Annotated in this window: 20 protein-coding genes; 11 read left to right on the forward strand and 9 right to left on the reverse strand. The window is 73.8% G+C overall.

Annotation, left to right across the window (positions count from 1 at the left end; translation table 11 throughout):
• Window positions 1-118 precede the first annotated feature (118 nt).
• A complete protein-coding gene (locus ACIPLC_RS10725; protein ID WP_400472594.1) occupies window positions 119-2,512 on the forward strand; it encodes an ATP-binding protein in 2,394 nt (797 codons plus the stop codon).
• Window positions 2,513-2,608: 96 nt separating this feature from the next.
• Here the strand turns inward: ACIPLC_RS10725 and ACIPLC_RS10730 are convergent, their stop codons facing one another.
• Window positions 2,609-3,877 (reverse strand): serine hydrolase domain-containing protein, encoded by a 1,269-nt coding sequence (locus tag ACIPLC_RS10730; RefSeq protein ID WP_400472595.1) that lies wholly within the window; start codon window positions 3,875-3,877, stop codon window positions 2,609-2,611.
• Between the two features lie 250 nt (window positions 3,878-4,127).
• Here ACIPLC_RS10730 and ACIPLC_RS10735 point away from each other — a divergent pair, with 250 nt between their 5' ends.
• From ACIPLC_RS10735 to ACIPLC_RS10745, 3 genes are all read left to right on the forward strand, one after another.
• Complete coding sequence (locus ACIPLC_RS10735; RefSeq protein ID WP_400472596.1) at window positions 4,128-5,117, forward strand: phospholipase D-like domain-containing protein; 990 nt, start codon at window positions 4,128-4,130, stop codon at window positions 5,115-5,117.
• A gap of 65 nt (window positions 5,118-5,182) precedes the next feature.
• Window positions 5,183-6,067 carry an alkaline phosphatase family protein gene (locus tag ACIPLC_RS10740; RefSeq protein ID WP_400472597.1) on the forward strand — a complete coding sequence of 295 codons (885 nt, stop codon included), beginning with the start codon at window positions 5,183-5,185 and terminating at the stop codon, window positions 6,065-6,067.
• 375 nt (window positions 6,068-6,442) lie between these two features.
• Window positions 6,443-7,432 (forward strand): phospholipase, encoded by a 990-nt coding sequence (locus ACIPLC_RS10745; RefSeq protein ID WP_400472598.1) that lies wholly within the window; start codon window positions 6,443-6,445, stop codon window positions 7,430-7,432.
• 82 nt (window positions 7,433-7,514) lie between these two features.
• Here the strand turns inward: ACIPLC_RS10745 and ACIPLC_RS10750 are convergent, their stop codons facing one another.
• From ACIPLC_RS10750 to ACIPLC_RS10760, 3 genes are all read right to left on the reverse strand, one after another.
• The gene (locus ACIPLC_RS10750; RefSeq protein ID WP_400472599.1) at window positions 7,515-8,711 is read right to left on the reverse strand and encodes a hypothetical protein; all 1,197 of its coding nucleotides are present in this window, start codon (window positions 8,709-8,711) and stop codon (window positions 7,515-7,517) included.
• A 323-nt stretch (window positions 8,712-9,034) separates the two neighbouring features.
• Window positions 9,035-9,589, reverse strand: a complete 555-nt coding sequence (locus tag ACIPLC_RS10755) for a hypothetical protein (RefSeq protein ID WP_400472600.1) — start codon at window positions 9,587-9,589, stop codon at window positions 9,035-9,037.
• A 25-nt stretch (window positions 9,590-9,614) separates the two neighbouring features.
• Complete coding sequence (locus tag ACIPLC_RS10760) at window positions 9,615-10,085, reverse strand: DUF1348 family protein (protein WP_400472601.1); 471 nt, start codon at window positions 10,083-10,085, stop codon at window positions 9,615-9,617.
• A 102-nt stretch (window positions 10,086-10,187) separates the two neighbouring features.
• Here ACIPLC_RS10760 and ACIPLC_RS10765 point away from each other — a divergent pair, with 102 nt between their 5' ends.
• A complete protein-coding gene (locus ACIPLC_RS10765) occupies window positions 10,188-10,757 on the forward strand; it encodes a TetR/AcrR family transcriptional regulator (protein ID WP_400472602.1) in 570 nt (189 codons plus the stop codon).
• Between the two features lie 23 nt (window positions 10,758-10,780).
• Here ACIPLC_RS10765 and ACIPLC_RS10770 read toward each other — a convergent pair whose 3' ends face one another.
• On the reverse strand, window positions 10,781-12,025 hold the full coding sequence (locus ACIPLC_RS10770; RefSeq protein ID WP_400472603.1) for an ROK family protein: 1,245 nt from the start codon (window positions 12,023-12,025) through the stop codon (window positions 10,781-10,783).
• A gap of 242 nt (window positions 12,026-12,267) precedes the next feature.
• A complete protein-coding gene (locus ACIPLC_RS10775; RefSeq protein WP_400472604.1) occupies window positions 12,268-13,149 on the reverse strand; it encodes a chitosanase in 882 nt (293 codons plus the stop codon).
• A gap of 433 nt (window positions 13,150-13,582) precedes the next feature.
• Here ACIPLC_RS10775 and ACIPLC_RS10780 point away from each other — a divergent pair, with 433 nt between their 5' ends.
• Entirely contained in the window at window positions 13,583-14,422 is an 840-nt protein-coding gene (locus tag ACIPLC_RS10780) for an HAD family hydrolase (RefSeq protein ID WP_400472605.1), read from the forward strand.
• A 159-nt stretch (window positions 14,423-14,581) separates the two neighbouring features.
• On the opposite strand, the gene ACIPLC_RS10785 is transcribed toward ACIPLC_RS10780, so the two are convergent.
• The gene (locus ACIPLC_RS10785) at window positions 14,582-15,787 is read right to left on the reverse strand and encodes an alginate lyase family protein (RefSeq protein WP_400472606.1); all 1,206 of its coding nucleotides are present in this window, start codon (window positions 15,785-15,787) and stop codon (window positions 14,582-14,584) included.
• A 187-nt stretch (window positions 15,788-15,974) separates the two neighbouring features.
• Between ACIPLC_RS10785 and ACIPLC_RS10790 the strand changes: the two genes are divergently transcribed.
• Both ACIPLC_RS10790 and ACIPLC_RS10795 read left to right on the forward strand, forming a co-directional pair.
• The gene (locus tag ACIPLC_RS10790; RefSeq protein WP_400472607.1) at window positions 15,975-16,166 is read left to right on the forward strand and encodes a hypothetical protein; all 192 of its coding nucleotides are present in this window, start codon (window positions 15,975-15,977) and stop codon (window positions 16,164-16,166) included.
• A complete protein-coding gene (locus tag ACIPLC_RS10795) occupies window positions 16,159-16,344 on the forward strand; it encodes a hypothetical protein (RefSeq protein ID WP_400472608.1) in 186 nt (61 codons plus the stop codon). The genes ACIPLC_RS10790 and ACIPLC_RS10795 overlap by 8 nt, the downstream gene beginning before the upstream one ends.
• Window positions 16,345-16,356: 12 nt before the next feature.
• Here the strand turns inward: ACIPLC_RS10795 and ACIPLC_RS10800 are convergent, their stop codons facing one another.
• Window positions 16,357-17,676 (reverse strand): DUF5685 family protein, encoded by a 1,320-nt coding sequence (locus ACIPLC_RS10800; RefSeq protein ID WP_400472609.1) that lies wholly within the window; start codon window positions 17,674-17,676, stop codon window positions 16,357-16,359.
• Between the two features lie 268 nt (window positions 17,677-17,944).
• On the opposite strand from ACIPLC_RS10800, the gene ACIPLC_RS10805 reads away from it, so the two are divergent.
• From ACIPLC_RS10805 to ACIPLC_RS10815, 3 genes are read left to right on the forward strand one after another with little or no spacing between them, the layout of a single operon-like run.
• On the forward strand, window positions 17,945-18,508 hold the full coding sequence (locus ACIPLC_RS10805; protein ID WP_400472610.1) for a helix-turn-helix domain-containing protein: 564 nt from the start codon (window positions 17,945-17,947) through the stop codon (window positions 18,506-18,508).
• The gene (locus tag ACIPLC_RS10810) at window positions 18,505-19,983 is read left to right on the forward strand and encodes an MFS transporter (RefSeq protein WP_400472611.1); all 1,479 of its coding nucleotides are present in this window, start codon (window positions 18,505-18,507) and stop codon (window positions 19,981-19,983) included. The genes ACIPLC_RS10805 and ACIPLC_RS10810 overlap by 4 nt, the downstream gene beginning before the upstream one ends.
• Window positions 19,984-20,010: 27 nt before the next feature.
• Window positions 20,011-20,697 (forward strand): alpha/beta fold hydrolase, encoded by a 687-nt coding sequence (locus ACIPLC_RS10815; RefSeq protein WP_400472612.1) that lies wholly within the window; start codon window positions 20,011-20,013, stop codon window positions 20,695-20,697.
• Window positions 20,698-20,754: 57 nt separating this feature from the next.
• Here the strand turns inward: ACIPLC_RS10815 and ACIPLC_RS10820 are convergent, their stop codons facing one another.
• The gene (locus tag ACIPLC_RS10820; RefSeq protein ID WP_400472690.1) at window positions 20,755-22,194 is read right to left on the reverse strand and encodes a DUF2252 domain-containing protein; all 1,440 of its coding nucleotides are present in this window, start codon (window positions 22,192-22,194) and stop codon (window positions 20,755-20,757) included.
• Between the last annotated feature and the right edge of the window lie 53 nt (window positions 22,195-22,247).

Below are 22,247 nucleotides of genomic sequence, written 5' to 3' on the forward strand. Positions count from 1 at the left end.
CCTCGATGCTGGGAAAGGGGTGGACACGAGGCATACTTCTGCCCGGGCATACTTCTGCCTGGGGCGGTCGATCAGGCACAACGCCTGGCAGAAGTAACGGTGCTAGCAGGGGCGGGACATGACGGCTGTGAGCGGTACGGGAACGGGCACGGACACCGAGGGGGCCGGCGACTTCGGCCGCCTGCTGGCCGGGCACCGGGTGGCGGCGGGGCTGACCCAGGAGGAGCTCGCCGCGGCGGCCGGGGTCAGCCTGCGCGCCGTCGGCGACATGGAGCGCGGCCGCACCCGCGGGCCGCAGCGGCGTACCGTCCGGGCCCTGGCCGAGGCGCTGGGCCTGGACGACGTGCAGGCCGCCGCGCTGGACCGGGCCGCGCAGTGCGGCCGCCCCCGGGGGACCAGGCCTGCCCAGACCGCCGCCGTCCCCGCCCGCGGGCCGGCCGTACCCGCCCCCGCCGGGCCGGCCCCGACCGAGGCCGCCGCGCCCGCCGCCCCGCTCGCGCCCGGCGCCCTCGCGCTGCCCCGTGACATCGCCGACTTCACCGCCCGCGAGGACGCCCTCGCCCTGCTGGCCGAGCTGGCCGATGACGACCGGCCCGCCCATCCCCGGGTGGTGCTGATCAGCGGTCAGCCCGGCCTCGGCAAGACCGCCTTCGCCCTGCACGCCGCACACACCCTGGCCCCGTTCTTCCCCGACGGGCAGCTCTCGCTCGACCTCGGCGGCATGGCCGCCACCCCGCTCTCCGCCCGCGACGCGCTCGGCCAGGTGCTGCGCGCCCTGGGCGTCGCCGACAACGCGGTGCCCGCCGGGACGGAGGAGCGGGCCGGTCTCTACCGGGCCCTGGTGCGGGAGCGCCGGCTCGTCCTGGTCCTGGACAACGCCGCCGACGAGAGCCAGGTGCGCCCGCTGCTGCCCGGCTCCGGGCCCGCCGTGACCCTCGTGACCAGCCGCAACGCCCTGCCCGGACTGGAGTCGGTGCTCCGGCTTCGGCTGGACGCCCTCGCCCCCGGCGAGGCCGCCGACCTGCTGGCCCGGATCGCCGGCCGCGAGCGGATCGACGGGGCGCCCGACGCCACCGCCGAACTGGCCCGGCTCTGCGGATACCTGCCGCTCGCGCTGCGCATCGCCGGGCAGCGGCTGGTGGCCCGCCCGCAGCAGCCGGTCAGCCACCTGGTGCGCCAACTGGCCGCCGAGGAGCACCGGTTGGACCTGCTGGAGACCGGAGACCTGGCCGTCCGCCCGGCCTTCGCGCTGTCCTACCGGCGACTGCCGGCCGAATCCCAGCTGGTGCTGCGTCGCTCCGCACTGACCGCCGGGCACGACTTCACCGCCGCCGTCGCCGCCGCCTACGCGGGCCTGCCGGTCGTCCGGACCGAACTCGTCCTGGAGCAGCTGATCGACGCCGGGCTGGTGCAGCTCGCCACCCCGGAGCGCTACCGGCTGCACGACCTGGTCCGGCTCTACGCGGGCGAACGGCTCGGCGCGGACGAGGGCCCCGAGGCGGTGGCGCAGGCCCGGGCCAGGGCCGGCGACTGGCTGCTGAGCCGGGCGGCCGAGTTCGGCCTGCGGTTCGACCCGGACCACGCGGCGGCCGACATCGACACCGACACCGCCCCCGGCGCGGACCCGGACCGGACCGGCCCCCCGGTGCCGCTCACCGAGGCGGCGCGCTGGCTGGAGGAGGAGCACCCGGAGTGGCTGGCCGCCCTCCACCAGGCCTTCGCCGCCGGCCGGCACCGGGAGGTCATCGACACCGCCGAGGCCATGCACTGGTTCTCCGACCGGCTGCTGAGCTGGGACATTTGGGCCGAGGTCTTCCAGCTGTCGGTCGACGCGGCCCGCGCCTGCGGCGACCGGCTCGCCGAGGCCGTCCACGTCAACTACCTGGCGTGGACGTACGTCACCTGCCTGCACCGGTACCAGCGCGGCATCGACCTGGCCAACGAGGGGCTGGAACTGGCCCGCCGGATCGGCGCGCGGGAGCAGGAGGGCTGGGCGCTGACCTACCTCGCCGCGGGCCTTCGGCACCTGCGCCGGCACCGGGAGGCCATCGAGGCCTACCACCGGGCCGCGGACGCCTTCGCCGCCGTCGACGGCCGCTCCGGCCTGATCGGCAGGCTGGTCACGCTGCGCGGCGCGGCCAACTGCCTGCGCGACTCGGGCCGGGCCGAGGAGGCGGTGGAGTCCCGGCGGCGCGCGCTGGCCGGCGCCCTGGAACTCGTGGAGCGCTGGGACTCGCCGCTGATGCACCTGATGGCGGCCATGACGGCGCACGAACTCGGCCTGGACCGCGCCGCGTTGCAGCGCTGGTCGGCCGCCGAGAAGGCCTACCGGCAGGCCCTGACCCACTACGAGGCGATCGGCCGGCCGGACAGCATGACCAAGACCCTCACCGAACTCGGCACCGCCCTGATCGAGCAGGGCCGCGCCGACGAGGCCCGCGAACTCCTCACCGAGGCCCTCACCGACCTCAGCGCGGACGGCCCCCGGCAGGGGCGGCGCCGGGCGGGCTGAGGTCCGACGCCGGGCGGGGCACCGGGGCCCGACGTGCGCACGCCCGCACGGCGGGTGGGCCGTGCGGGCGCGTGAGCGGCAGACTGTGCGGACGGGTCAGATCCGGGTGTCCTCCACCACGGGCAGCAGCGCGTCGGTCACGGCGAAGGCGCTCGGGGCGAACGCGGTCCGCGGCGCGACGGCCGGCTTCTTGCCGCAGAAGGCCGGCTCCAGCGCGTTCATCAGGCCCTGCGTCACGGCGCCGTTGTTGGAGGCGTTGGCGAACACGACGACGGAGCGCTTGCCGTCCGGGGTGGCGAAGGACTGGGTCTGGAAGCCCTGGACGATGCCGCCGTGGCCGTACACGTCGCCGCAGGACAGCGAGATGCGGCGCAGCCCGAGGCCGTAGCCGATCTTGGCGGTGGGCGTGGCCAGGGCGGCCGTCATCTGCTTCAGCGAGTCGTCCGAGACCAGCCCGCCGGAGCTGCCCGCCATCAGCGCGGTGAGGAAGTGGTCGAGGTCCGCGGCGTCGGAGATGACCGCGCCGGCCGTCCACACCCAGGAGCCGGTCTGCGCGGTGGAGTCCAGCAGCGGCTTGGTGCGGTCGTCGTTGGTGAGGTAGCCGGTGACGTGCGCGCCCTGGATCTCCTGGTCGGGCACCACGAAGGAGGTCTTGCTCAGGCCCAGCGGCTCGATGATCCGCTCGCGCAGGACGTCCTCGTAGGGGCGGCCGGTGAGGTGCTCGACCGCGAGGCCCATCAGGACGAAGTCGGTGTTGGAGTAGGAGTAGCGGCTCCCGGGCGTGTACTGCTGGCCGTGCTTGACGGACATCGCCACCAGGTCGCGCGGCGCGTACACGTTGGTCCGGATGCGCGCCTCGAAGGCGCTGGTGGTCTCCTCGCCGGCCTGCTCCAGCAGGTCGTTGGTGTGGTCGTAGATCCCGGCGCGGTGCTCCATGACCTGGCGGCCCGTCATGGTCCAGGTGTCCGGCAGGGTGCCGGCCGGCAGGTAGTCGCGCAGCGGCTTGTCGAGGTCGATCAGGCCCTGCTCCGCCAGCTGCATCACGAGAACGGCGTTGAACATCTTGCTGTTGCTGCCGACCCGGAACCTCCACGAGGAGTTCATCGGGGTGCCGTCGAGATCGGCCTTGCCGACGGTCAGCGACCGGGTGGACTCGGCGTCGCCGTGGTCGCGGATCACCGCGAAGGCGCCCGGGGCGCCCGCGTCGGTGGTCGCCTGGAGGGCAGCGCGCACCGCGGCCGTGTCCGGGGTGGGCGCACCGCCGGTGCCCTGGTCGGCGGCCACGGCCTGCGCGGCTCCGGTCGCCAGCAGGACGACACCCGCGGCCGCCACCGCGAGCGGACGCAGAAGGCTGATCTTCGCCATGATCCTCTGTTCTCTCACTCGGCTGACGCGGCGTCCGGCCACGTCCTCGAAGATCCACTATCACCGGAGGGGCCTGCGGCTGGCAAAGTGAACCCGATCGGCCGCACCATCCGTTTCCCGACCCGGGGTCAAGGTTTTACCTGCCGTCGTCTACCCGCGTCGACCGATCCACCCGATGCTGTTCGGGCGCCTCGCGCGTGCTCCCGCACCTCCGCCCAGGCCCCCCACCTCATCAATCGTGGAGTCCCGCATGCCCCTGGCCACCCTCGCGCGCCGCACCGGCGCGCTGCTGCTCGCCGCCGCCGGCCTGATACCGCTGTCCGGCACCGCCCAGGCGGCCACCGCCGCCACGTACACGCCGATCGTGTTTCCGGACCAGGACCACGGTGTCGTCTACGACCTCATCAACTCCGCCACGAGCTCCGTCGACGTGACGATGTACGAGTTGCGCGACACCACCGCCGTCAGCGCCCTGATCGGCCGCCAGCAGGCCGGCGTCAAGGTCCGGGTGATCCTCGACGGCAAGCACACCTCGGTCAACGGCGCCGCCTACTCGGCCCTGCGGGCCGCCGGCGTCGGGGTGACGTACTCCTCCTCCGCGTTCGTCTACACCCACCAGAAGACCGTCACCGTGGACGGCGCCAAGTCCCTCATCCTGACCGGGAACCTGGACTCCACCTACTACTCCAGCAGCCGCGACTACGGCGTCGTCGACACCGACGCCAACGATGTCGCCGCGATCGAGCAGGTCTTCGCCGCCGACTACGCCCAGACCTCGATCACCCCCTCCGACGGTGACAACCTGGTCTGGTCGCCCACCGACTCGCAGACCCGCCTGCTGGACCTGATCAACGGCGCGCAGCGCACGCTCGACGTGCAGCAGCTGGAGTTCGGCGACCCGGCCCTGGTGGACGCGGTGGCCGCGGCTGCCGGCCGGGGCGTCACCGTGCGCGTGGTCGGCATGAACCCCTCGTCCTACGGCAGCTCCTTCGACCAGGTGGTCGCGGCCGGCGGCAAGGTGGTCACCTACTCCTCCACCACGGGCCTGTACATCCACGCCAAGGCGATCGTCGCCGACTACGGCACCCCCTCGGCCAAGGTGTTCGCCGGTTCGGAGAACTTCTCCGACAACTCGCTGAACAACAACCGCGAGCTGGGCCTGATCACCACCGACTCCGGCGTGCTCACCACCGTCGAGTCCACCGTCGCCCACGACTTCGCCAACGGCACGCCCTACTAGCCGGTTCGCCTCCCCGGCCCGATCGAGCGTCCGAGCCCAGGCGGCTCCCTACCCGAGGAATTGTCATGACTTCGTCCACCAGGCCCGGCTCCCGTCGCACCGCCACCGCCCTCGGCTCGGCGGCCGCCCTGGTCGCGGCCTCCGCCGGCCTCTGGGCCGTCACCGCCTCCACCGCGCAGGCCGCCGCCCTGCCCGCGCCCGACCACATCATCGTCGTGGTGATGGAGAACCACGCCTACAACCAGGTCATCGGCAGCAGCGGTGCCCCCTACCTCAACTCCCTGGCCACCGGCGGCGCCAGCCTCACCCAGTCGTTCGGCATCACCCACCCCAGCCAGCCGAACTACTACGCCCTGTTCTCCGGCTCCACCCAGGGCGTCACCGACGACAGCTGCGTCTCGGTCGGCGCCCTCCAGGGCCCCAACCTGGCCTCCGAGGTCACCGCCGCAGGCAAGACCTGGGCCAGCTACAACGAGACCCTGCCCGCCCAGGGCAGCACCGCGTGCAGCAGCGGCAAGTACGCGCAGAAGCACAACCCCTGGTTCGGCTTCGGCAACGTCCCGCTGAACTCGGCCAAGACCTTCGCCCAATTCCCGACCGACTACACCATCCTGCCGAACGTCTCGTTCGTCGTGCCGAACCTCTGCAGCGACATGCACGACTGCTCGGTCGGCACCGGCGACACCTGGATCAAGAACAACCTCGGCGCCTACGCCGCCTGGGCCAAGAGCCACAACAGCCTGCTCGTGGTCACCTTCGACGAGGACAACCGCCTCGCGGGCAACCGCATCCCGACCGTCTTCTACGGCGCCCACGTCACCCCCGGCAGCACCTCCGCCGCCACCTACAACCACTACAACGTGCTGCGCACCCTGGAGGACCTCGCCGGCGCCACCACCCACGCGGGCAACGCGGCCAACGCCGGTGACATCACCGGCATCTGGAACTGAGGCCCGCCGCCCGGACCATCCGTCAGGAGCTGCCCCCGGACCCCCGGCCGCCCCGCGCCCCGCCGCGTGGGGCGGCCGCCGCGTCCGAGCTCGACAGCGGCGCGCGGGCCGGTCGGGATGGGGCGTGCGATGACCCGGGTGCCGTTCCGCCTCCTCGACCCGGTCGAGTTCCTGCCGCACGAGTCCGCCGAGGAGCAGTTGCCCGCGCTCCGGGCCGAGTTGGCCTCGCGCGACGGACTTCAACGGGGGATCTGCGCCGTTTCCCCGTACCGGGCACGAACCAATGGCAGACTGAGGTGGACATGGCCAGTCCTGGGTCGGGGGCGTCGTCCATCGGCGACGGCTTCAGGGCGCCGACATGAAGGAGCACCTTTCTTGACCACTCACCTCAGGCACGGCACCGGCGCGCGGAAGGTGCTGGCGCTGTTGGCGGCACTGTGCGGGATCGTCGGCCTCACCGCGCTCGGTACGACCCCGGCGGCGGCAGCCGACTCGCGTCACGCGATCTACGCCATCGCGCACCGGGTCGACACCCTGGACGGCGTGGACGCCGCGCTCGGCCACGGCGCCAACGCCATCGAGATTGATGTCTGCGCCTGGTGGAACCCGAACGAATGGCGCGCCTACCACGACTGTTCCTCGGCCGGCGAGAACCGGCTGGGCCCCAGCTTCGACAGCATGATCGACCGCATCCTCGCCAACGCCAACGCCGGACGCCGGCTGTCGCTGGTCTGGCTGGACATCAAGGACCCGAACTACTGCGGAGAGCAGCCGAACCGCACGTGCAGCGTCGCCGGGCTGCGCGACAAGGCGCAGCGGCTGACGGCCGCCGGGATCCAGGTGCTCTACGGCTTCTTCGAGTACCACGGCGGCAACACCCCGGACGTCGGCGGCAGGGGCTGGCAGAGCCTGGAGGGCAAGCTCGGCCCGCTGGAGGGCATCACCTCGACCGGCACCCGCGACCAGGTCCAGGGCGCCTTCAACCGGTCCGGGTCCGGATTCCCGGCCGGTCACCGGGCGATGGACTACGGCGACACCGACATCACCAAGGGCTTCGGCAACTGCACGGAGGCCACCTACAACACGTGTGCGGAGCTGAAGAAGGGCGCGGGCGACCGGGCCGCCGGACGCCTCGCGGCCACGCTGTCCTGGACGGCCACCTACAACGACCCGTGGTACGTCGACAAACTGCTCGGTGATGCGGGCGTGGACGGCATCATCGCGGGCTACGGCGCCTTCACCGGCGTGCGCGAGTACGACAACAGCTGGCAGTGCGCCAACGCCATCAACCTCGTCCGCGACTGGGTGAACCGCCACAGCGGCACCCACCGCATGGCCACCAGCGGCGACCGCCTGTTCAGGTAGCGCCGGGGTCGGGTCGGGTCCGTACCGCTCCCGCCCGCCCGCCGCCTGTGCGGCCGACGGGCGGGACGGCGCGACGCGACGGCTAGCGGGTGACGGTCCACTGCTGCTCGGCGGAGCCGTCGCAGGTCCAGACCCCGAGTTCCTTGCCGTCCTCGTGGTAGGTCAGGCAGTCCTGGTCGCTGATCCGGATCACGTACCGGTCGCCCGAGACGTTCCTCACCTCCCACTTCTGCTCCGAAGAGCCCTTCCACGCCTTGGTGTTGGCGAAGTAGGTGCCGGTGTTCTCGGTGAGGTCCCGCCCGAGCGCGTTGGTGATCCGGTAGCGGCCGCCGCCCGCGTCGCGGAACGTCCAGGTGCCGCCCGCGTCGCCCGGCTTGCCGGCGATCACCGAGGCGCCCTCGCCGGAGCCGGTGGCGACGGCGCCGAGGTTGTTGACCGTCCGCAGGTGCACGGGCGTGTTGAGCGCGGGCCGGCCGGAGCCGGTGGGGGTGCCGGGGTCGGGCTTGGTGCCGGGCTCGGCCGGACCGCCGGGCTTGCCGGTGTGGGGGGGCTTGGCCGGCGTGGCGGGCACCCCGGGGTCGTACGGCACACCGGGGTCCTGCGGCATCGCGGGGATGATCTGGGTGGCCGGCTGCCCGCTCGGCGCGGGGATGCCGGGGTCCGCCGGCACGCTCGGGATCGTCCGCGGGGAGAAGTTCACGACGCCGTCGGTGTGGTTGTACCGCTGGCCGGCGCTGCCCGTGCCCCTCGGGTACGTCCAGGTGTGCTCGCGGGTGGTCCGGTTGAAGAGGCCGTAGAACCCCCAGTTGCCCCAGCCGCCGTCGAAGCCGTTGGCGAAGCTGCCGCCGCCGGAGAAGATCCAGATCCGGTAGGTCTGGTCCTCGCGCGAGGTCTGGTCGTGGTAGTCGACGTCGTACGTGAAGGCGACGTTCTGGAGGTTCTGCTCGTAGTTGTGGACGTACCAGGGGTCTCCGAAGGCGTTGTCGCCCTTGATGTTGAAGACCATGACGTTGTAGAAGCCGCCGGACTGCTTGATCAGGCTGTCGAGCAGATCCTGGACGAACTCACCGCGGGCCCGGTTCTTGACCTCCGAGGTGTGCTGCGCCGCCTGGATGCACCACACCAGGCTGGTCGAGCCGGGAGTCACCGTGTTGGCGGCGTTGCAGTTCTCCTGGGCCGGGTCGTACGAGCCGTCGGCCATCGCCGGCCCCGCCAGACCGAGGACGGCCACGGCACTCATCCCTGCGGCCACGGCCGACAACTTCTTCCTCGAACGCACGTGCTCTCCTTGCAAGTTCCGTATGGGGCGGGACAAAATATGGCATTCCGGTTGACCGATAAACGCCACTTTGTCTCGTTTCATACGCATCCCTTGCGTCGTCCTTACGCCTGCTCGGCGCCGACCCGAACCCGCGCGGGCGATTCCTCAAGTCCCTCGTGAAGACGGATGGTCGGACCGTCCCGGTTCAATGGGCCACTTCCACCGCGAACAGCCTGCTGGGCACCCGGCAATGGAGGGGGCGCGGTGCAGTTGCCGCACTCCCCTCCGCCATGCGTCGTCCCTGGTCCTCCGGCTCCGCGAGCCCGCGGTGTGGGGGCGTCTCAGCGGTCGCGGGACTGGACGGTGAACGCGGTCGACGGGATCCCCAGCGCGCCCAGCCGGGACAGGAGCTCGGCGAGTTGTTCCGCTGTCACGGCGATCCAGAGCGAGGTGCCCGAGTCGCTGGCGCCGAACACCAACTGGTCCCCCCGCCACCCTTCGGCGTTGATGGTGTGGGCGGCCAAGTCCAACAGCAGCTCGAACTGTGCGTCGTCGCGAACGTCGATCTCGATCCCCATGCCGGGATCGGCGCGTCGGGGGCGAATGCCCGCCGCCACGGACTCTCGGGCCAGGGACAGCGCACGCTCGTACGAGTGCAGGACCGCAGGCGGCCAGGCGTCGTCGCTGTAGGCGTCGAGGCAGGCCGATTCGATGCACGGGCGCAGCACCTGAAGCGCCGCGCGATGGGCGAGCACGACGTCCGCAGGACTCATGCCGTCCACCAGTACGAGCTCATGGTTCTGGTCGCCGTTTCGGTTGATCGCACGCATGACCTTCTCATGGGCGGCCTCCTCGGGTCCCCCGGGAAAGGCTGCCGTCACGGTGACGGCCGACACCGGGACGGGGCCCCTGACGCGGCGGTCAGAGCCCGAGGTCGGTGAGGCCGGGGTGGTCGTCGGGGCGCCGGCCGGGCGGCCAGTGGAAGAGGCGTTCGGCGGCGGTGATCGGCAGGTCGTTGATGGCGGCGTGGCGGTGGGCCATCAGGCCGTCGCGGTCGAACTCCCAGTTCTCGTTGCCGTAGGAGCGGTACCACTGGCCGGCGTCGTCGTGCCACTCGTAGGCGAAGCGGACGGCGATGCGGTCGCCGTCGTGCGCCCACAGCTCCTTGACGAGGCGGTAGTCGAGTTCGCGGTGCCACTTGCGGGTGAGGAAGTCGGCGATCTGCTCGCGTCCGGTGAGGAACTCGGTGCGGTTGCGCCACCGGCTGTCGGGCGTGTAGGCGAGGGCGACGCGGTGGGGGTCGCGGGTATTCCAGGCGTCCTCGGCGGCGCGGACCTTCCGTCGGGCGGTCTCCGGGGTGAACGGGGGCAGGGGAGGGCGCTGTTCGGTCACGGGGGTCTCCTCGGGTACGGCGGAGCCGACGGCGAGAACGGTCGTTCTCGCCGTAGCGGCTACCCTAGGAGAACCATCGTTCTCACGCAAAGGGCACGGCAGATGGACCACCAGGACCCGCGGGGCCTGATCCTCGACGCGGCCGAGGAACTGTTCTACGGGCAGGGCATCCAGGCGGTCGGCATGGACGCCGTCCGGGCGGCCTCCGGCCTGACGATGCGCCGGCTCTACCAGCAGTTCCCGTCCAAGGACGACCTGGTCGAGGCGTACCTGCGGCGCCGGGACGGGCGTTGGCGCGCGAACCTCGCCGTCTACGTGGCGGGCGCCGCCGTGCAGCCGCGCGACCAGCTGCTCGCCGTCTTCGACTGGCTCGGCCGCTGGTTCGCCGAACCCGGCTTCCGCGGCTGTGCGTTCGTCAACTCCTTCGGCGAGCTGGGCGCCGTCTCGCCGGCGGTCGCGGCGACCGCCCGGCACCACAAGGAGGAGTTCAACGCCTACCTCGCCTGTCTGGCCGAGGCTGCCGGAGCCCCGCCCGCCATCGCCGCCCAACTGGCGCTGCTCGCCGAGGGGGCGATGACCACCGCCGCCGTGCACGGCGACCCGAGCGCCGCCGCCGACGCCAAGGCGGCCGCCCGTGTGCTGCTGGACGCCGCCCTGCCCGCCCGCACCTGACCGCCGGTCGGCTGCTCGGCCGGTCAGCCCGGGACGGGGGCCGTGCGCCGCTCGAAGACCTCGGGGCGGGCCGCCTCCAGGGCGGTGGCGACGGCGCCCAGCAGGACGGCGTCCTGGCCGAGCCGGCTCGGCTCCAGCCGGGGCCGCAGCGGGGAGCGCTCGTGCAGGGCCTGCTCCAGCGGGCGCAGCAGCAGGTCGGCGCTGCGCCCGATGCCGCCGCCGAGGACGATCACGTCCGGGTCGAGCAGCGCGGCCACGACGGCGAGCACGTAGCCGAGGCGGTCCACCTCCTGCCGGACGGCCTCGACCGCGGCGGGCTCGTCGAGCCGGGCCCGGGCGAACACCTTCTCGGCGGTGAGCGGCCGCCGCATCCCGAGGTCGAGGGCGGTGCGCACCACGGCGTCGGCGGAGACGGTCTCCTCCAGGGTGGTGCCGGTGGCGGAGGTGCAGCCCGGCAGTCGCAGCAGTCCGAGTTCGCCGGCCGCGCCGTGCGCGCCCGTCAGCAGTTCGCCGTCCTTGACCACGCCCAGGCCGAGTCCGGTGCCGACCAGCAGGTAGACGAAGAGTCGGCTGCCCGCGCCCGCTCCGTAGGTGTACTCGCCGACGGCGGCGAGGTTGGCGTCGTTGGCGACGGTGACGGTGGTGCCCAGGCCGTCGGCTATTCGGTCGAACAGGCCGGGGCGGCCCCAGCCGGGCAGGCTGGCGGCGAGTCTGACGCTGCGTCTGCGTTCGTCCCAGACCCCGGGCGTGCCGGCCACGGTGTGGGCGACGGCGGTGCCGGGCAGGCCCGCCTCGGCGATGGCCTCGCGGGCGGCCGCGACCACGGCGTCGGCGACGGCGTCGGCCGAGCGGCCGCGGTTGGGCAGGTCGCGGCGGGCGACGACCCGCCCGGACAGGTCGGCGACGGCGACCCGCAGCCGGGCCCGGCCGATGTCGAGCCCGAGGACGTGCCCGGCGCCCGGGTCGGTCTCGTACAGGACGGCGGTGCGGCCGCGTTCGGGGGCGAACCTGCCGGCCTCGCGGGCGAGCCCGGCGAGTTCGAGGGTGGCCAGCGCGGTGGAGACGGTGGGCTTGGACAGCCCGGTGTCGCGGGCGAGTTGGGCCCGAGAGAGCGGGCCGTGGCAGCGCAGCCGCTCCAGCAGGAGCCACTCGTTGTTGCTCCGGAGCCGCTGCCGGTTCCACGGCTGTTGTCCAGGTCCTGACAGTGGAGCGAGGGTGACGGGCTGCGGCGCCCCGTCCGTGGCCGTAGTCCGTCCAGCTGTGCTCATTCGGTCGATCGTAGGGCACCCGTCAGCCGACGAACGAGGACGGGCGGTGAGCGGATCGGCGGAGGGGAAGCGCGGACCGCCGGTGGCGGCGGGGAGCCCCGGCTCCCTGCTGCCACCGGCGGTCGGATCGCCCGGCGCGGCCGCGCTCCGCCGGGGTCGGGGAGTCCGGGGGGCGGGCGGGCTTCGCCGGGCCGGGGTCCGGTCCCACCCACCGGACCCCGGGCTCGACGGGTGCGGGTGGGTCAGTCGATGGTGTAGCCGGAGCCGAAGGCGGTGACGCTGAGCGGGCCGTCCAGGTTGTAGTTGCCGGTGGCGGCGATCCGGCGCAGGCACTCGACCCGGTCGACGGACTTGCTCCACTCGGCGGCGGTGGAGGAGTTGGCGGGGTTGGTGAGGTCGTCGACGCGGACGTCGAAGAAGGCGTTCAGCCAGGTGCTCTCGCCGGCGCTGGACGGTGAGCCGACCTTGGCGTTGGTGCGGCCGATGAGCGCGGGCAGGGCGTCGTACTCGCTGCCGTTGCCGTGCTGGATGGAGGCGTCGTACAGCTCGGCGCGGGCGAGGGCGGTGGTGAGGCCGAGCCGGTCGGCCTGGTCCATGGCGGGGGTGAAGTAGCGCTGGTCGACCTGGTCGTCCTGGACCTGCCGGAAGGCGGCGTCCTGGGCGGCCTGCTTCCAGGCGGCGATGTAGTCGCTCTCGGGTAGGCCGCTGGTGTCGCCGCTGCCGGCGGCGGCCAGGCGCTCCAGCTCGGGGATGAAGCGGGCCAGCGGGTTGTCGGGGGAGACACCGGTGTAGGCGCGGACGACCTTGAGCGCGTCGCCGTCGTTGGTGGTGAAGCCGGCGCGGCCGGCGGTGACGCCGCGGCCGTCGTTGATGTTCTCGGCGTAGCCGTACTGGAGTTCGGTGGTGCTGTTCTCGAAGATGCTGATCAGCTGGTCGGCCCGGCGGTGCTGGTCGGGGGTCAGCCCGCCGGCGGACGCCTGCTGCACGGCCGTGACGGTCGCCCGGGCGGGGGCGGTGGCCGCCGCGGCGGAGGTGGCGGCGGAGGTGGCGGTCCAGGCCGCGCCGGCGGCCAGGGCGGCCGCCGCGGTGACGGTGGCGAGGCGTCGGGTTCGGGAAACTCGCATGGGTGTGCTCCGATCTCCGGGGCGGTGCCGCCGGAGGCAGTGGGGGGAGGAACGGTGCGCCGGTCGCTGTGGGGGCTGCAGCGCGAGCTCGCGGCAGCAGAGTACGGTCTGCGGCCGACGGCGGTCTAGAAGGTAAGGAAAGTTTCCTAATGAAATTGCTCAGGGCTCGGAGGCGGTGCTCGGAGGCGGTGCTCGGTCGTCGCCGAACGGGCCACGCCGGTGGTACCGTCCGAGCGTCTGGCGACCGTCGGCCCGGCCACCGCCGGGGCCCGGCCCGCGAGCTCCCTGCACCGCCGAACCGGGCGCCCCGCGCGCACGCACACACCGCGTGCCCGCCGCGTGCGCACCGCCCGCGCCGTACGCGCGTGTACCGCACACGCCCCCGCGCCCGGCCGCCCCGACCGAAACCCTGACCAGCACGGAGCACCGACCCATGAGCCTCCCGAGCACCACCCCACCCACCGTCACCCCGATCCGGCGGCCGCGCCTGGTGGCCACCGACCTGGACGGGACGATCGTGCGCGGCGACCGCACCGTCTCGGCCCGCACCGTCGCCGCCCTCGCCCGGGTCGAACGGGCCGGCGGGCTCGTCGTCCTGGTCACCGGCCGCCCGCCGCGCCTGATGGGCGAGATCGCGGCCGCCTTCGGCCACCGGGGCGTCGCGATCTGCTCCAACGGCGCCTTCGGCTACGACATGCGCACCCGCGCGGTGATCGCCGAGAACCCGATCCCGGTCGACGTGCTCGGCGAGAGCGCCCGGCGGCTGCGCGAGGCCGTGCCGGGGATCGGGCTGGCCGTCGAGTACGCCCAGGAGCTGGCCGGGGACGCGCACTACGAGGCGGGCGCCTGGGACGCCGACACCACCGTGCAACGCCTCGACGACGCGCGGCTGTTCGGCCGCCCGGCACCCAAGCTGATCGGCCGTCACCCGGAACTGTCCGCGGACGAGCTGCTGGCGCTGGCCCGCCCGGTGCTGGGCGAGCTGGTGACGGTCTACCACGCGAACGGCGAGCGGCTGGTCGAGGCCGTCGCGAAGGGCGTGAGCAAGGCCGCCGCGCTCGGCGAACTGGCGCGGCGGCGCGGGATCACCCGTGAGCAGGCCGTCGCGTTCGGCGACATGCCCAACGACCTGCCGATGATGGCCTGGGCGGGCACCTCGTACGGCGTCGCCAACGCCCACCCGGAGGTGCTGGCCACGGTGGACCACGTCATCGGCAGCAACGACGAGGACGGGGTGGCCGCCGTCCTGGAGGGCCTGTTCCCCGAGGGGTGAGCCACGCGCGGAACGGGCGTTCCCGGGAACGCCCGTTCCCGGCCGGCCTGTTCCCGGAACGGACGCTCCGGGGAAGGGGCACAGGCGGGGAAGGGGCGCAGCCGGAACGGCGGTTCCGGGCGGGCGCGCTCCCGGAACCGCCGTTCCCCGCCCGTGCCGTCAGGGCGCGCTGGTGTGGGTCAGGGTCTCCCAGCCGATGAAGTAGTTGGCCCCGAACGGGCTGTGCGCGGCCACGTACCGCTCGGTCTGCGGCATCGCCACGCCCTCGCGCAGGTGGTACTCGTTGTACGCGAGCTGCACGGCCGGGCCGAGGCCGGTCTTCACCGAGCCGTCGCAGAGCCAGTCCGGCACGTTCGCGCCGTTGTCGTAGGCGGTGTGGAACTCCAGGGCCTTGACCAGCCGTTCGCGCCCCTCGCTCCATAGGTCGAGGCCCTGCAGCCGGGCGGTCTCGGCGGTCTGGGCGGCGGCCTCCAGGCCCCAGCCGGTGTGGCCGAAGTCGCGGCAGGTCTCCTGCGACAGCCCGTCCACGAAGGTCGACTGGCCGGACCAGTACTTCACCAGCGCGGACTCGCCCTCGATCCCGGCCTTGGGCGGCGGTACCGGCAGGTCGCCGTCGGAGGACAGGTAGACGTAGGCGGGCAGGCGCTTGCGCCACATGTCGGCGGCCTGGTCGAACAGGCCGCGGTCGTCGAGGAAGACCGCGATGCCCATCAGGGCGTCGGTCTCGATCAGCTCCCAGTTGCCGTTCTTGCGCGGGCTGCCGGGCGACAGCAGCGGCACGTAGACGGTGCGCAGCATGGTGGCGAAGCGGTCGACCGAGGCGGCCGGCCAGCCCGCTCCGGAGTAGCGGATCAACTCGGCGGCCCGGGACCAGTTGTTGCCCGACCAGCCGGTCTGCAACGGGGCGTTGCTGTTGGTGTGCTCCTGGATCACGGCCGACCAGGCGTCCATGATCGCGATCGCCTTGTCGGCGTACCGCTGGTCGCGGGTGAGCGTCCACAGCAGGGCGTGGGCGTAGGCGGCCATCGCGTCGTCGCGCTCGTCCGAACAGCCGTTGTTGGGGTGGGAGCTGGACCCGCACTCGACGTTGGCGCGCGGCCGGGGCTGCCAGTCGAGCGAGGCGTACTTGCTCGACCGGAGATCGGCGAAGGCGGACGTCCAGGGTTCGGCCCCGGCGTCCAGCTTGCCCTTGAGGAAGGCGAGTTGCTGCCCGCTGACCAGCACGCCGGGGTGCTGGAAGGCGGCCTTGGGGCTGCGGGCGGCGGGTGCGGCAGGTGCGGCGGCCCCGGCCGGTGCGGAGGCGAGCGGGAGCAGGGCGGCGAGTGCCGCCGCGGCGATCAGTGTCCTGGTGCTGCTACGGCCCATGGGGAGGTGGTCCTCTCGTGGGGGAGGCGGTCGTGCGCTGATGTCATGTTAGGAAAGTTTCCTAATGCCAGAAGTGAACCACCAACCCCCGCACACGCCAAGAGGATCGACTCCGCCCACCGCCGCAGGCGTAGGCGCGCGTTCCGCATTTATCGTCTGTTGATCGTCGAGGTCTAACGTCGGACCCATGAACGAGAGAACGGCCGAGTGGCCGGGGGCGGCGCCCGAGGGGCGGATGACGGAGCAGGACACCGAGCGGTTCCGGGAGTTGCTGGCGCGGCTGGAGAACTCGCTGGCGGCGGACCGGATGGCGGGCCGAACGGGGAATCGGGCGGCGGACCGGGCGGCGGACCGGGCGGCGGCCGGGTCCGATGCCTGACGGGCCGGAGTGGCGCCCGGTGGTGGTGCTGCCGCTCTGGCGGCGCGGTGAGGTGTACGGGGCGGCGGACCGGCCCGGGGTGTCGCGGGGGCACTCCGGGCCGGTGGCGGTCGATCAGGTGGCGGTGTCGTCGATGCCGCCGCTGCCGCCGGCGGCGCGGTGGACTCCGGACTGCTGACGGTGCGGCACGTCAGCAGTCGCACCCGCAGTCGCAGCCACCGCAACAGTCGCAGCCGTCGCACCCGTTGCAGCAGTCGCACCCGTTGCACCCGTCACAGCAGTCCGGGCATTCGCAGTCGTGCCGCGCGCACCAGCCGTCCCGGCGCTCCCGGCTGAACGGGTCGTCGTGGTCGCAGCAGAGCAGCTGGCAGGTGCAGGCCATCAGCGCCCACACCGCGCAGCCGGCCAGCAGGTTGCGCGGCCGCGGCGGCTTGCCGCCGATCGGGGTGAAGCCGGGGCCCTGGGGCACCCGCGGCGGGAGCGGGGCCTGACCTGGGTCCTGGCCAGGGGTCTGCCCGGGCGGCGCCTGGCGCGGCGGCGCATCGTGCGGGTGCTCGCCGGCGGCGGCGTGCGCGGACCCGTCGCTCGCGGCGTGCGCGGACCCGTCGGCGGCGGGGCCGGCGTTCCGGGTGCGGGAGGCGGCGGTGTGGGCGGCCGGACCGAAGACCCGCTGGACGGCCTGCCCGGTCTCGTGCGCGAGCAGCAGGTGCACCAGGGCCCGGTCGGTCAGTTCGACCTCGCGCAGCGCGAGCCGGATGCCGTGGACGGCGTCGCGGCAGAGGCGTTCGGCCTCGGCGCGGTCGGTGCCGGTGGCGGTCAGCGGGTTCCAGGCGCCGGCGTCGGCGTCGGCGGCCTGGTCCTCGGCGGCGTCGAGGAGGTGGGCGAGCCGGCCGAAGAGCCGGCCGGCCTCGGCGAGCGGGGCGGCGTTGCCGGGGCGCCCGGCGAGGACGGCGGTGTGTGCGAACGCGGCCGAGGTGGCGGTCTCGGTGGGCTCGGTGACCAGCAGGACGGAGCCGCCGGGCGGCAGCGACCGCTCCAACTCACTCTGTCGGGAGGCGGCTTCGAGCAGCACCCCGGTGTCGAAGCCGACCGTCGAGGCGCTGCCGGCGCTCTGCCGGTCCCACCGCCGGGTGACCGCGCGGGCCCCGGCGGCGACCGGGCGGCGGCCGAACACGCCGTCGCGGTCCTCGACGTGGTCGCGGATCTTGACCGAGGCGAGGGCGAGCGAGACGGCGGCGGCGAGCCGGGCGCCCTCGCCCCGGGCGACGGAGGCGGTGCGCATGCCGCGCAGCGGGCAGGGCCCGGCGGTGCGCCGCCAGGAGGCGTCCTCGCGGGCGGCCTGGGCCTCGACCAGCACCGAGATGATCAGACCGTCGTAGTTGGTGGCGGTGCGGGCGAGTTGGCCGTGGTCGTCGCGCAGGGCGAGGCAGAGCCCGCACAGGTGCGCCAGCCACGACGCCTGGAGCCGTTCGGACAGCCGGTGCTTGCACGGTCTGATGATGCCGAACATGATTCCCCCTCGCCTGTGGGCCATCGACCGGCCCCGATCCGCCGCACATCATATGATCAACGCCCCTCCCGGACTGGCGGACCGACGGACTGGCGGACTGGCGGACCGACGGGCCGACGGGTCAGCGGGTCGACGGGTCGACGGGGGCGCGCACGGGAACCCAGCACGCCGTCCCGGTCGACTCCACGCCTCCCGTCCTTCTCCACGCCCCGGCCGCAGCGGCCCGCGCCCCTGGGAGTGATCTCATATCCGGGATAGCATCGCGAATATGGGAATCGAGACGGCCGCCGACGAGCGGCTCGCCAACCGGCTCGCCGAATTGAGGCTGGAGCGGGGCTGGACGCTGGAGGAACTGGCCCGGCTGGCGGACGTCAGCCGGTCGACGCTGTCGCGGGTCGAACGGGCCGAGGTCAGTCCGACCGCCGCGCTGCTCGGACGGCTCTGCGCCGTGTACGGGCGGACCATGTCCCGGCTGCTCGCCGAGGTCGAGTCGGCGCCGGCCCGGCTGGTGCGGGCCGCGGACCAGCGGATCTGGCGGGACGAGACCACCGGCTTCGTCCGCCGCTCCGTCTCCCCGCCGCACGGCTCGCTGCGCGCCGAGATCGTCGAGGGCCGGCTGCCCGCCGGCGCCGACATCGCCTACGACCGCCCCTGCGTGGCGGACCTGGAACACCACCTGTGGGTGTTCGAGGGGGCGTTGGAGCTCACCGTCGACGGCGAGCCGCAGCTGCTCGGCCCCGGCGACTGCCTGCGCTACGTCTCCGGGACGAGCCGCTTCCGCGCCCCCGGCCCGGACGACGCCCGGTACGCACTGGTGGTGGTGGAACCGTGAGGCGCCCGAAAGTCCGGATAGCCGCCGGGCCCCGCGAGCGCTTCGACGCCGCCGGGCGCCGCGTCCTGCTGGTCTGCGTCGCCGGCGGCTTCACCACGCTGCTGGACCAGTCCGTCCTCAACACCTCCATCCCGGCGCTGCGTGAGAGCCTGCACGCCCAGCCCGCCCACCTGCAGTGGATCGTCGCCGGTTACTCGCTCGCCTTCGGCCTGGCGCTGATCCCCGGCGGGCGGCTGGGCGACGTCAAGGGCCGCAAGTGGTTCTTCGTCACCGGCCTCGCCCTGTTCACCCTGGTCAGCCTGGTCTCGGCGACCGCCACCGCGCCCGGGGTGCTGATCGCCGCCCGGCTGCTCCAGGGCGTGGGCGCCGGGCTGGTCAACTCGCAGATGATCGGCACCCTCCAGGACGTGTTCGACGGCCAGCTGCGGGCCCGCGCCCTCGGCATGTACGCCGTCACGGGCGGGCTGGCCTTCGCGCTCGGCCCGCCGATCGGCGGCGCGGTCCTGGCGGCCGTCGGCCCGGAGCACGGCTGGCGGCTGACCTTCCTGCTCAATGTGCCGTTCGGCCTGGCCACCGTCGCGCTGGCGGTGCGTCACCTGCCCCGGCCGCGCCCGAGCACCCGGCACGCCGACCTCGACCTGGTCGGCCTGCTGCTGGTCGCCGCGCTCACCCTCGCCCTGATGCTGCCGTTCGTCCAACCGCCCGGCTGGACCGGCTGGCTGGCCTTCGCGGCCGCCGCCGTCCTGCTGCTCGGCACGCTCGCCTGGTGGCAGCGCCGCTACGCCCGCTCCGGCGGCCACCCGCTGATCCACCCGGCGCTCACCCGCTCCGCGCCGTACGCGCTCGGCACCGCGACCGCGATGGCCCAGTTCGGCTCCTCGCTCGCCGCCGGACTGGTGCTCACCATGTTCCTCCAGGACGGCCTGGGCCTCTCCCCGCTGGGCGCGGCGCTGGTCGCGCTGCCCTCGGCGGTGGCCATGGGCGTCGCCTCCGCGCTGGCCTGGCGGGTGGTGCAGCGCTTCGGCCGGCGCACCGTCACCGCGGGCATGACCGGTTCCGCCCTGGTGATGCTGGTGAGCGGGCTGGTCGCGCACTGGGCGCCCGCCGCCGTCCTGCCCTGGCTGCTGGCGCTGCTGCAACTGTTCGGCGGCGCCTCGGTCGGCGTGATGGGCGCCACCAACCAGGCGTACGTGCTGCGCCACGCGCCCGCCGAGGCGGCCGGGGTGAGCGGGGCCATCCTGCAGATGGCGCAGCGGATCGCGGCGGCGGTCGCGGTCTCGGCGCTGTCCGGCGTCTACCTGCGGCAGACCGCCGGGGGCGGTGACCACCGCTCCGCCTACCTGGCCACCAGTGTGGTGTGCTCGGCGGTCGCCGCCCTCGCCGTCCTGGCCTCGGTGTTCGCCGGCCGGCGGGCGGCCCGGGAGGCGACCGGCGAGCCCGTCGCGGTGAGCCGTGGGCGAACAGCGGTCCGCTAGCGGAAGTCCGCACGTACGGTGGCGGTCATGACCGAGAACCGGATCGTGGACCTGCCCGAGGTGGCGCTCGCCTACCGCGAGAGCGGCCCGCCGGACGGCCCGGCGCTGGTGCTGCTGCACGCCCTCGGGGAGCGCGCCACGGACTGGGACGTCGTGCTGCCCGCCCTCGCCCCCGGGCACCGCGTGTACGCGCTCGACCTGCGCGGCCACGGCGACAGCGGCCGCACCGCCCGGTACGGCCTGGAGGAGATGCGCGACGACGTGCTCGCCTTCCTCGACGCGCTCGGCCTGGCGCGGGTCGACCTGCTCGGCCACTCGATGGGCGGCGTGGTCGGCTACCTGGTGGCCCAGGCCCGGCCGGAGCGGATCGGCCGCCTGGTCCTGGAGGACATCCCGGCACCGCACCCGCGACCGGCCGGCGCGGTGCCGGACGCGCCGGACGAGCCGGTGCACTTCGACTGGGCCGTGGTGAAGGCCGTCAAGGCGCAGGTCGACACCCCCGACCCGGCCTGGCTGGCGGGGATGGCCGGGATCACCGCCCGCACCCTGGTGGTCGCGGGCGGCTCGGCGAGCCATGTGCCGCAGGAGCGGCTCGCCGAGCTGGCCCGGCTGATCCCGGACTGCCGGATGGTCACCATCGAGGCCGGGCACCTGGTGCACAGTGCCCGGCCCGCCGAGTTCGTCGCCGCGGTGGCGCCGTTCCTGTCCGTCTGACGCGGGCGTTCCCGGTTCGTCCGGCCCGGTTTGTCCGGCCAGGTTCAGACGCCCTGGTCAGACGCCGTGGTCGGCCGGCAGACGGCCGGCGCGCACCGCCGCGACCAGGTCGGCGTGGTCGGCCTCGGTCCGGTCCGCGTACGCGACCGCGAAGGCGGCGACCGCCTCGTCCAGCGCCTCGCTCCTGCCGCAGTAGCCGGCCAGCAGGCCCGGGTCGGCGGTGTGCGCGTGCGCCCGGGCCAGCAGGGCGCCGGTGATCCGGGCGTAGTCGTCGAGTTGGCCCGGCAGCAGCGCGGCCGGGTCGACGCTGCCCTTGCGGTTGCGGAACTGCCGTACCTGATAGGGGAGTCCGTCCACCGTCGTCCAGCCCAGCAGCGTGTCGCTGACCACCTGCATGTGCTTCTGCCCGAGCACCACCCGGCGGCCCTCGTGGCCGTCCTGACCGGCCACCGGGTGGCCCGCGCGCTCCAGGTGCGGCAGCAGCACGGACGGGCGGGCCTCCTTCACCTGGAGTACCAGCGGCTGGTCCCGGTGGTCGGTGAGCAGCACCACGTACGAGCGGGTGCCGACGCTGCCGGTGCCCACCACCCGGAACGCCACGTCCTGCACCCGGTAGCGGGACAGCAGGGTGCGCACCTCGGCGGGCACCGTCGCCACGTACGGGCCGAGCGACTGCGCGACGGCCCGCGCGGTCGCGTCGGTCACCTCGGTGAGCACCGGCGGAGCGGCCGTGAACCGCCAACCGCCGTCCGCCGTACGGGCGGTGCTGCGGGCGGCGAACCTGGCACTGGTGTTGCCCAGGGCCTTCGCGCCGACCTTGCGCAGCACCTCGGCCAGGTCGTGCGCCTCGGTGAAGGAGACCAACTGCTCGTCCGCGACGGCGTTCCAGGCGTCCAGCGCCGGCAGCTTGGCGAGCGTGCGCATCGTCCGGCGGTAGGAGCCGGCCGCGTGCTGGGCGGCCTCCCGGGCGGTGGTCTCGTCGGCCCCGGTCTCCCGGCCGGCCAGCACCAGGCTCGCGGCCAGCCGCTTGAGGTCCCACTCCCACGGGCCGGGCACGGTCTCGTCGAAGTCGTTGATGTCCATCACCAGTTGCCCGCGGGCGTCGCCGTACAGCCCGAAGTTGGCGGCGTGCGCGTCCCCGCACAGCTGGGCGCCCACCCCGGTGGCCGGGGTGCCCGCCAGGTCGGCGGCCATCAGTCCGGCCGAACCGCGCAGGAACGCGAACGGCGTGGCGGCCATCCGCCCCACCCGGATCGGCACCAACGCGGCGATCCGGCCCGCGTTGGACGCCTCGATCGCCTCGACGGCCGTCGGCCGCCCGGGCACGGGCGAGAACTCCGCATGCCGCTCCCGGGGGATCCGGCCCCGCAGTGCCTTCCCCCGCTCCCGGGCCCGCCCGCCCCGCCCCGAGGCGAACCCGGCCACCGCGAACGCCCGCCGCCCCTGCGGCCCCGTCCCGTCGGCGCCCGCCACGGCCCCGTCCGCCACCTCGGTCACTTCGGTCACTTCGGTCACCTGCGTCACCGCTCCCCACCCGTCCCTTCCGGCTC

Origin of the sequence: Kitasatospora sp. NPDC086801 (assembly GCF_044745805.1) — a bacterium.
GTDB lineage: Bacteria > Actinomycetota > Actinomycetes > Streptomycetales > Streptomycetaceae > Kitasatospora.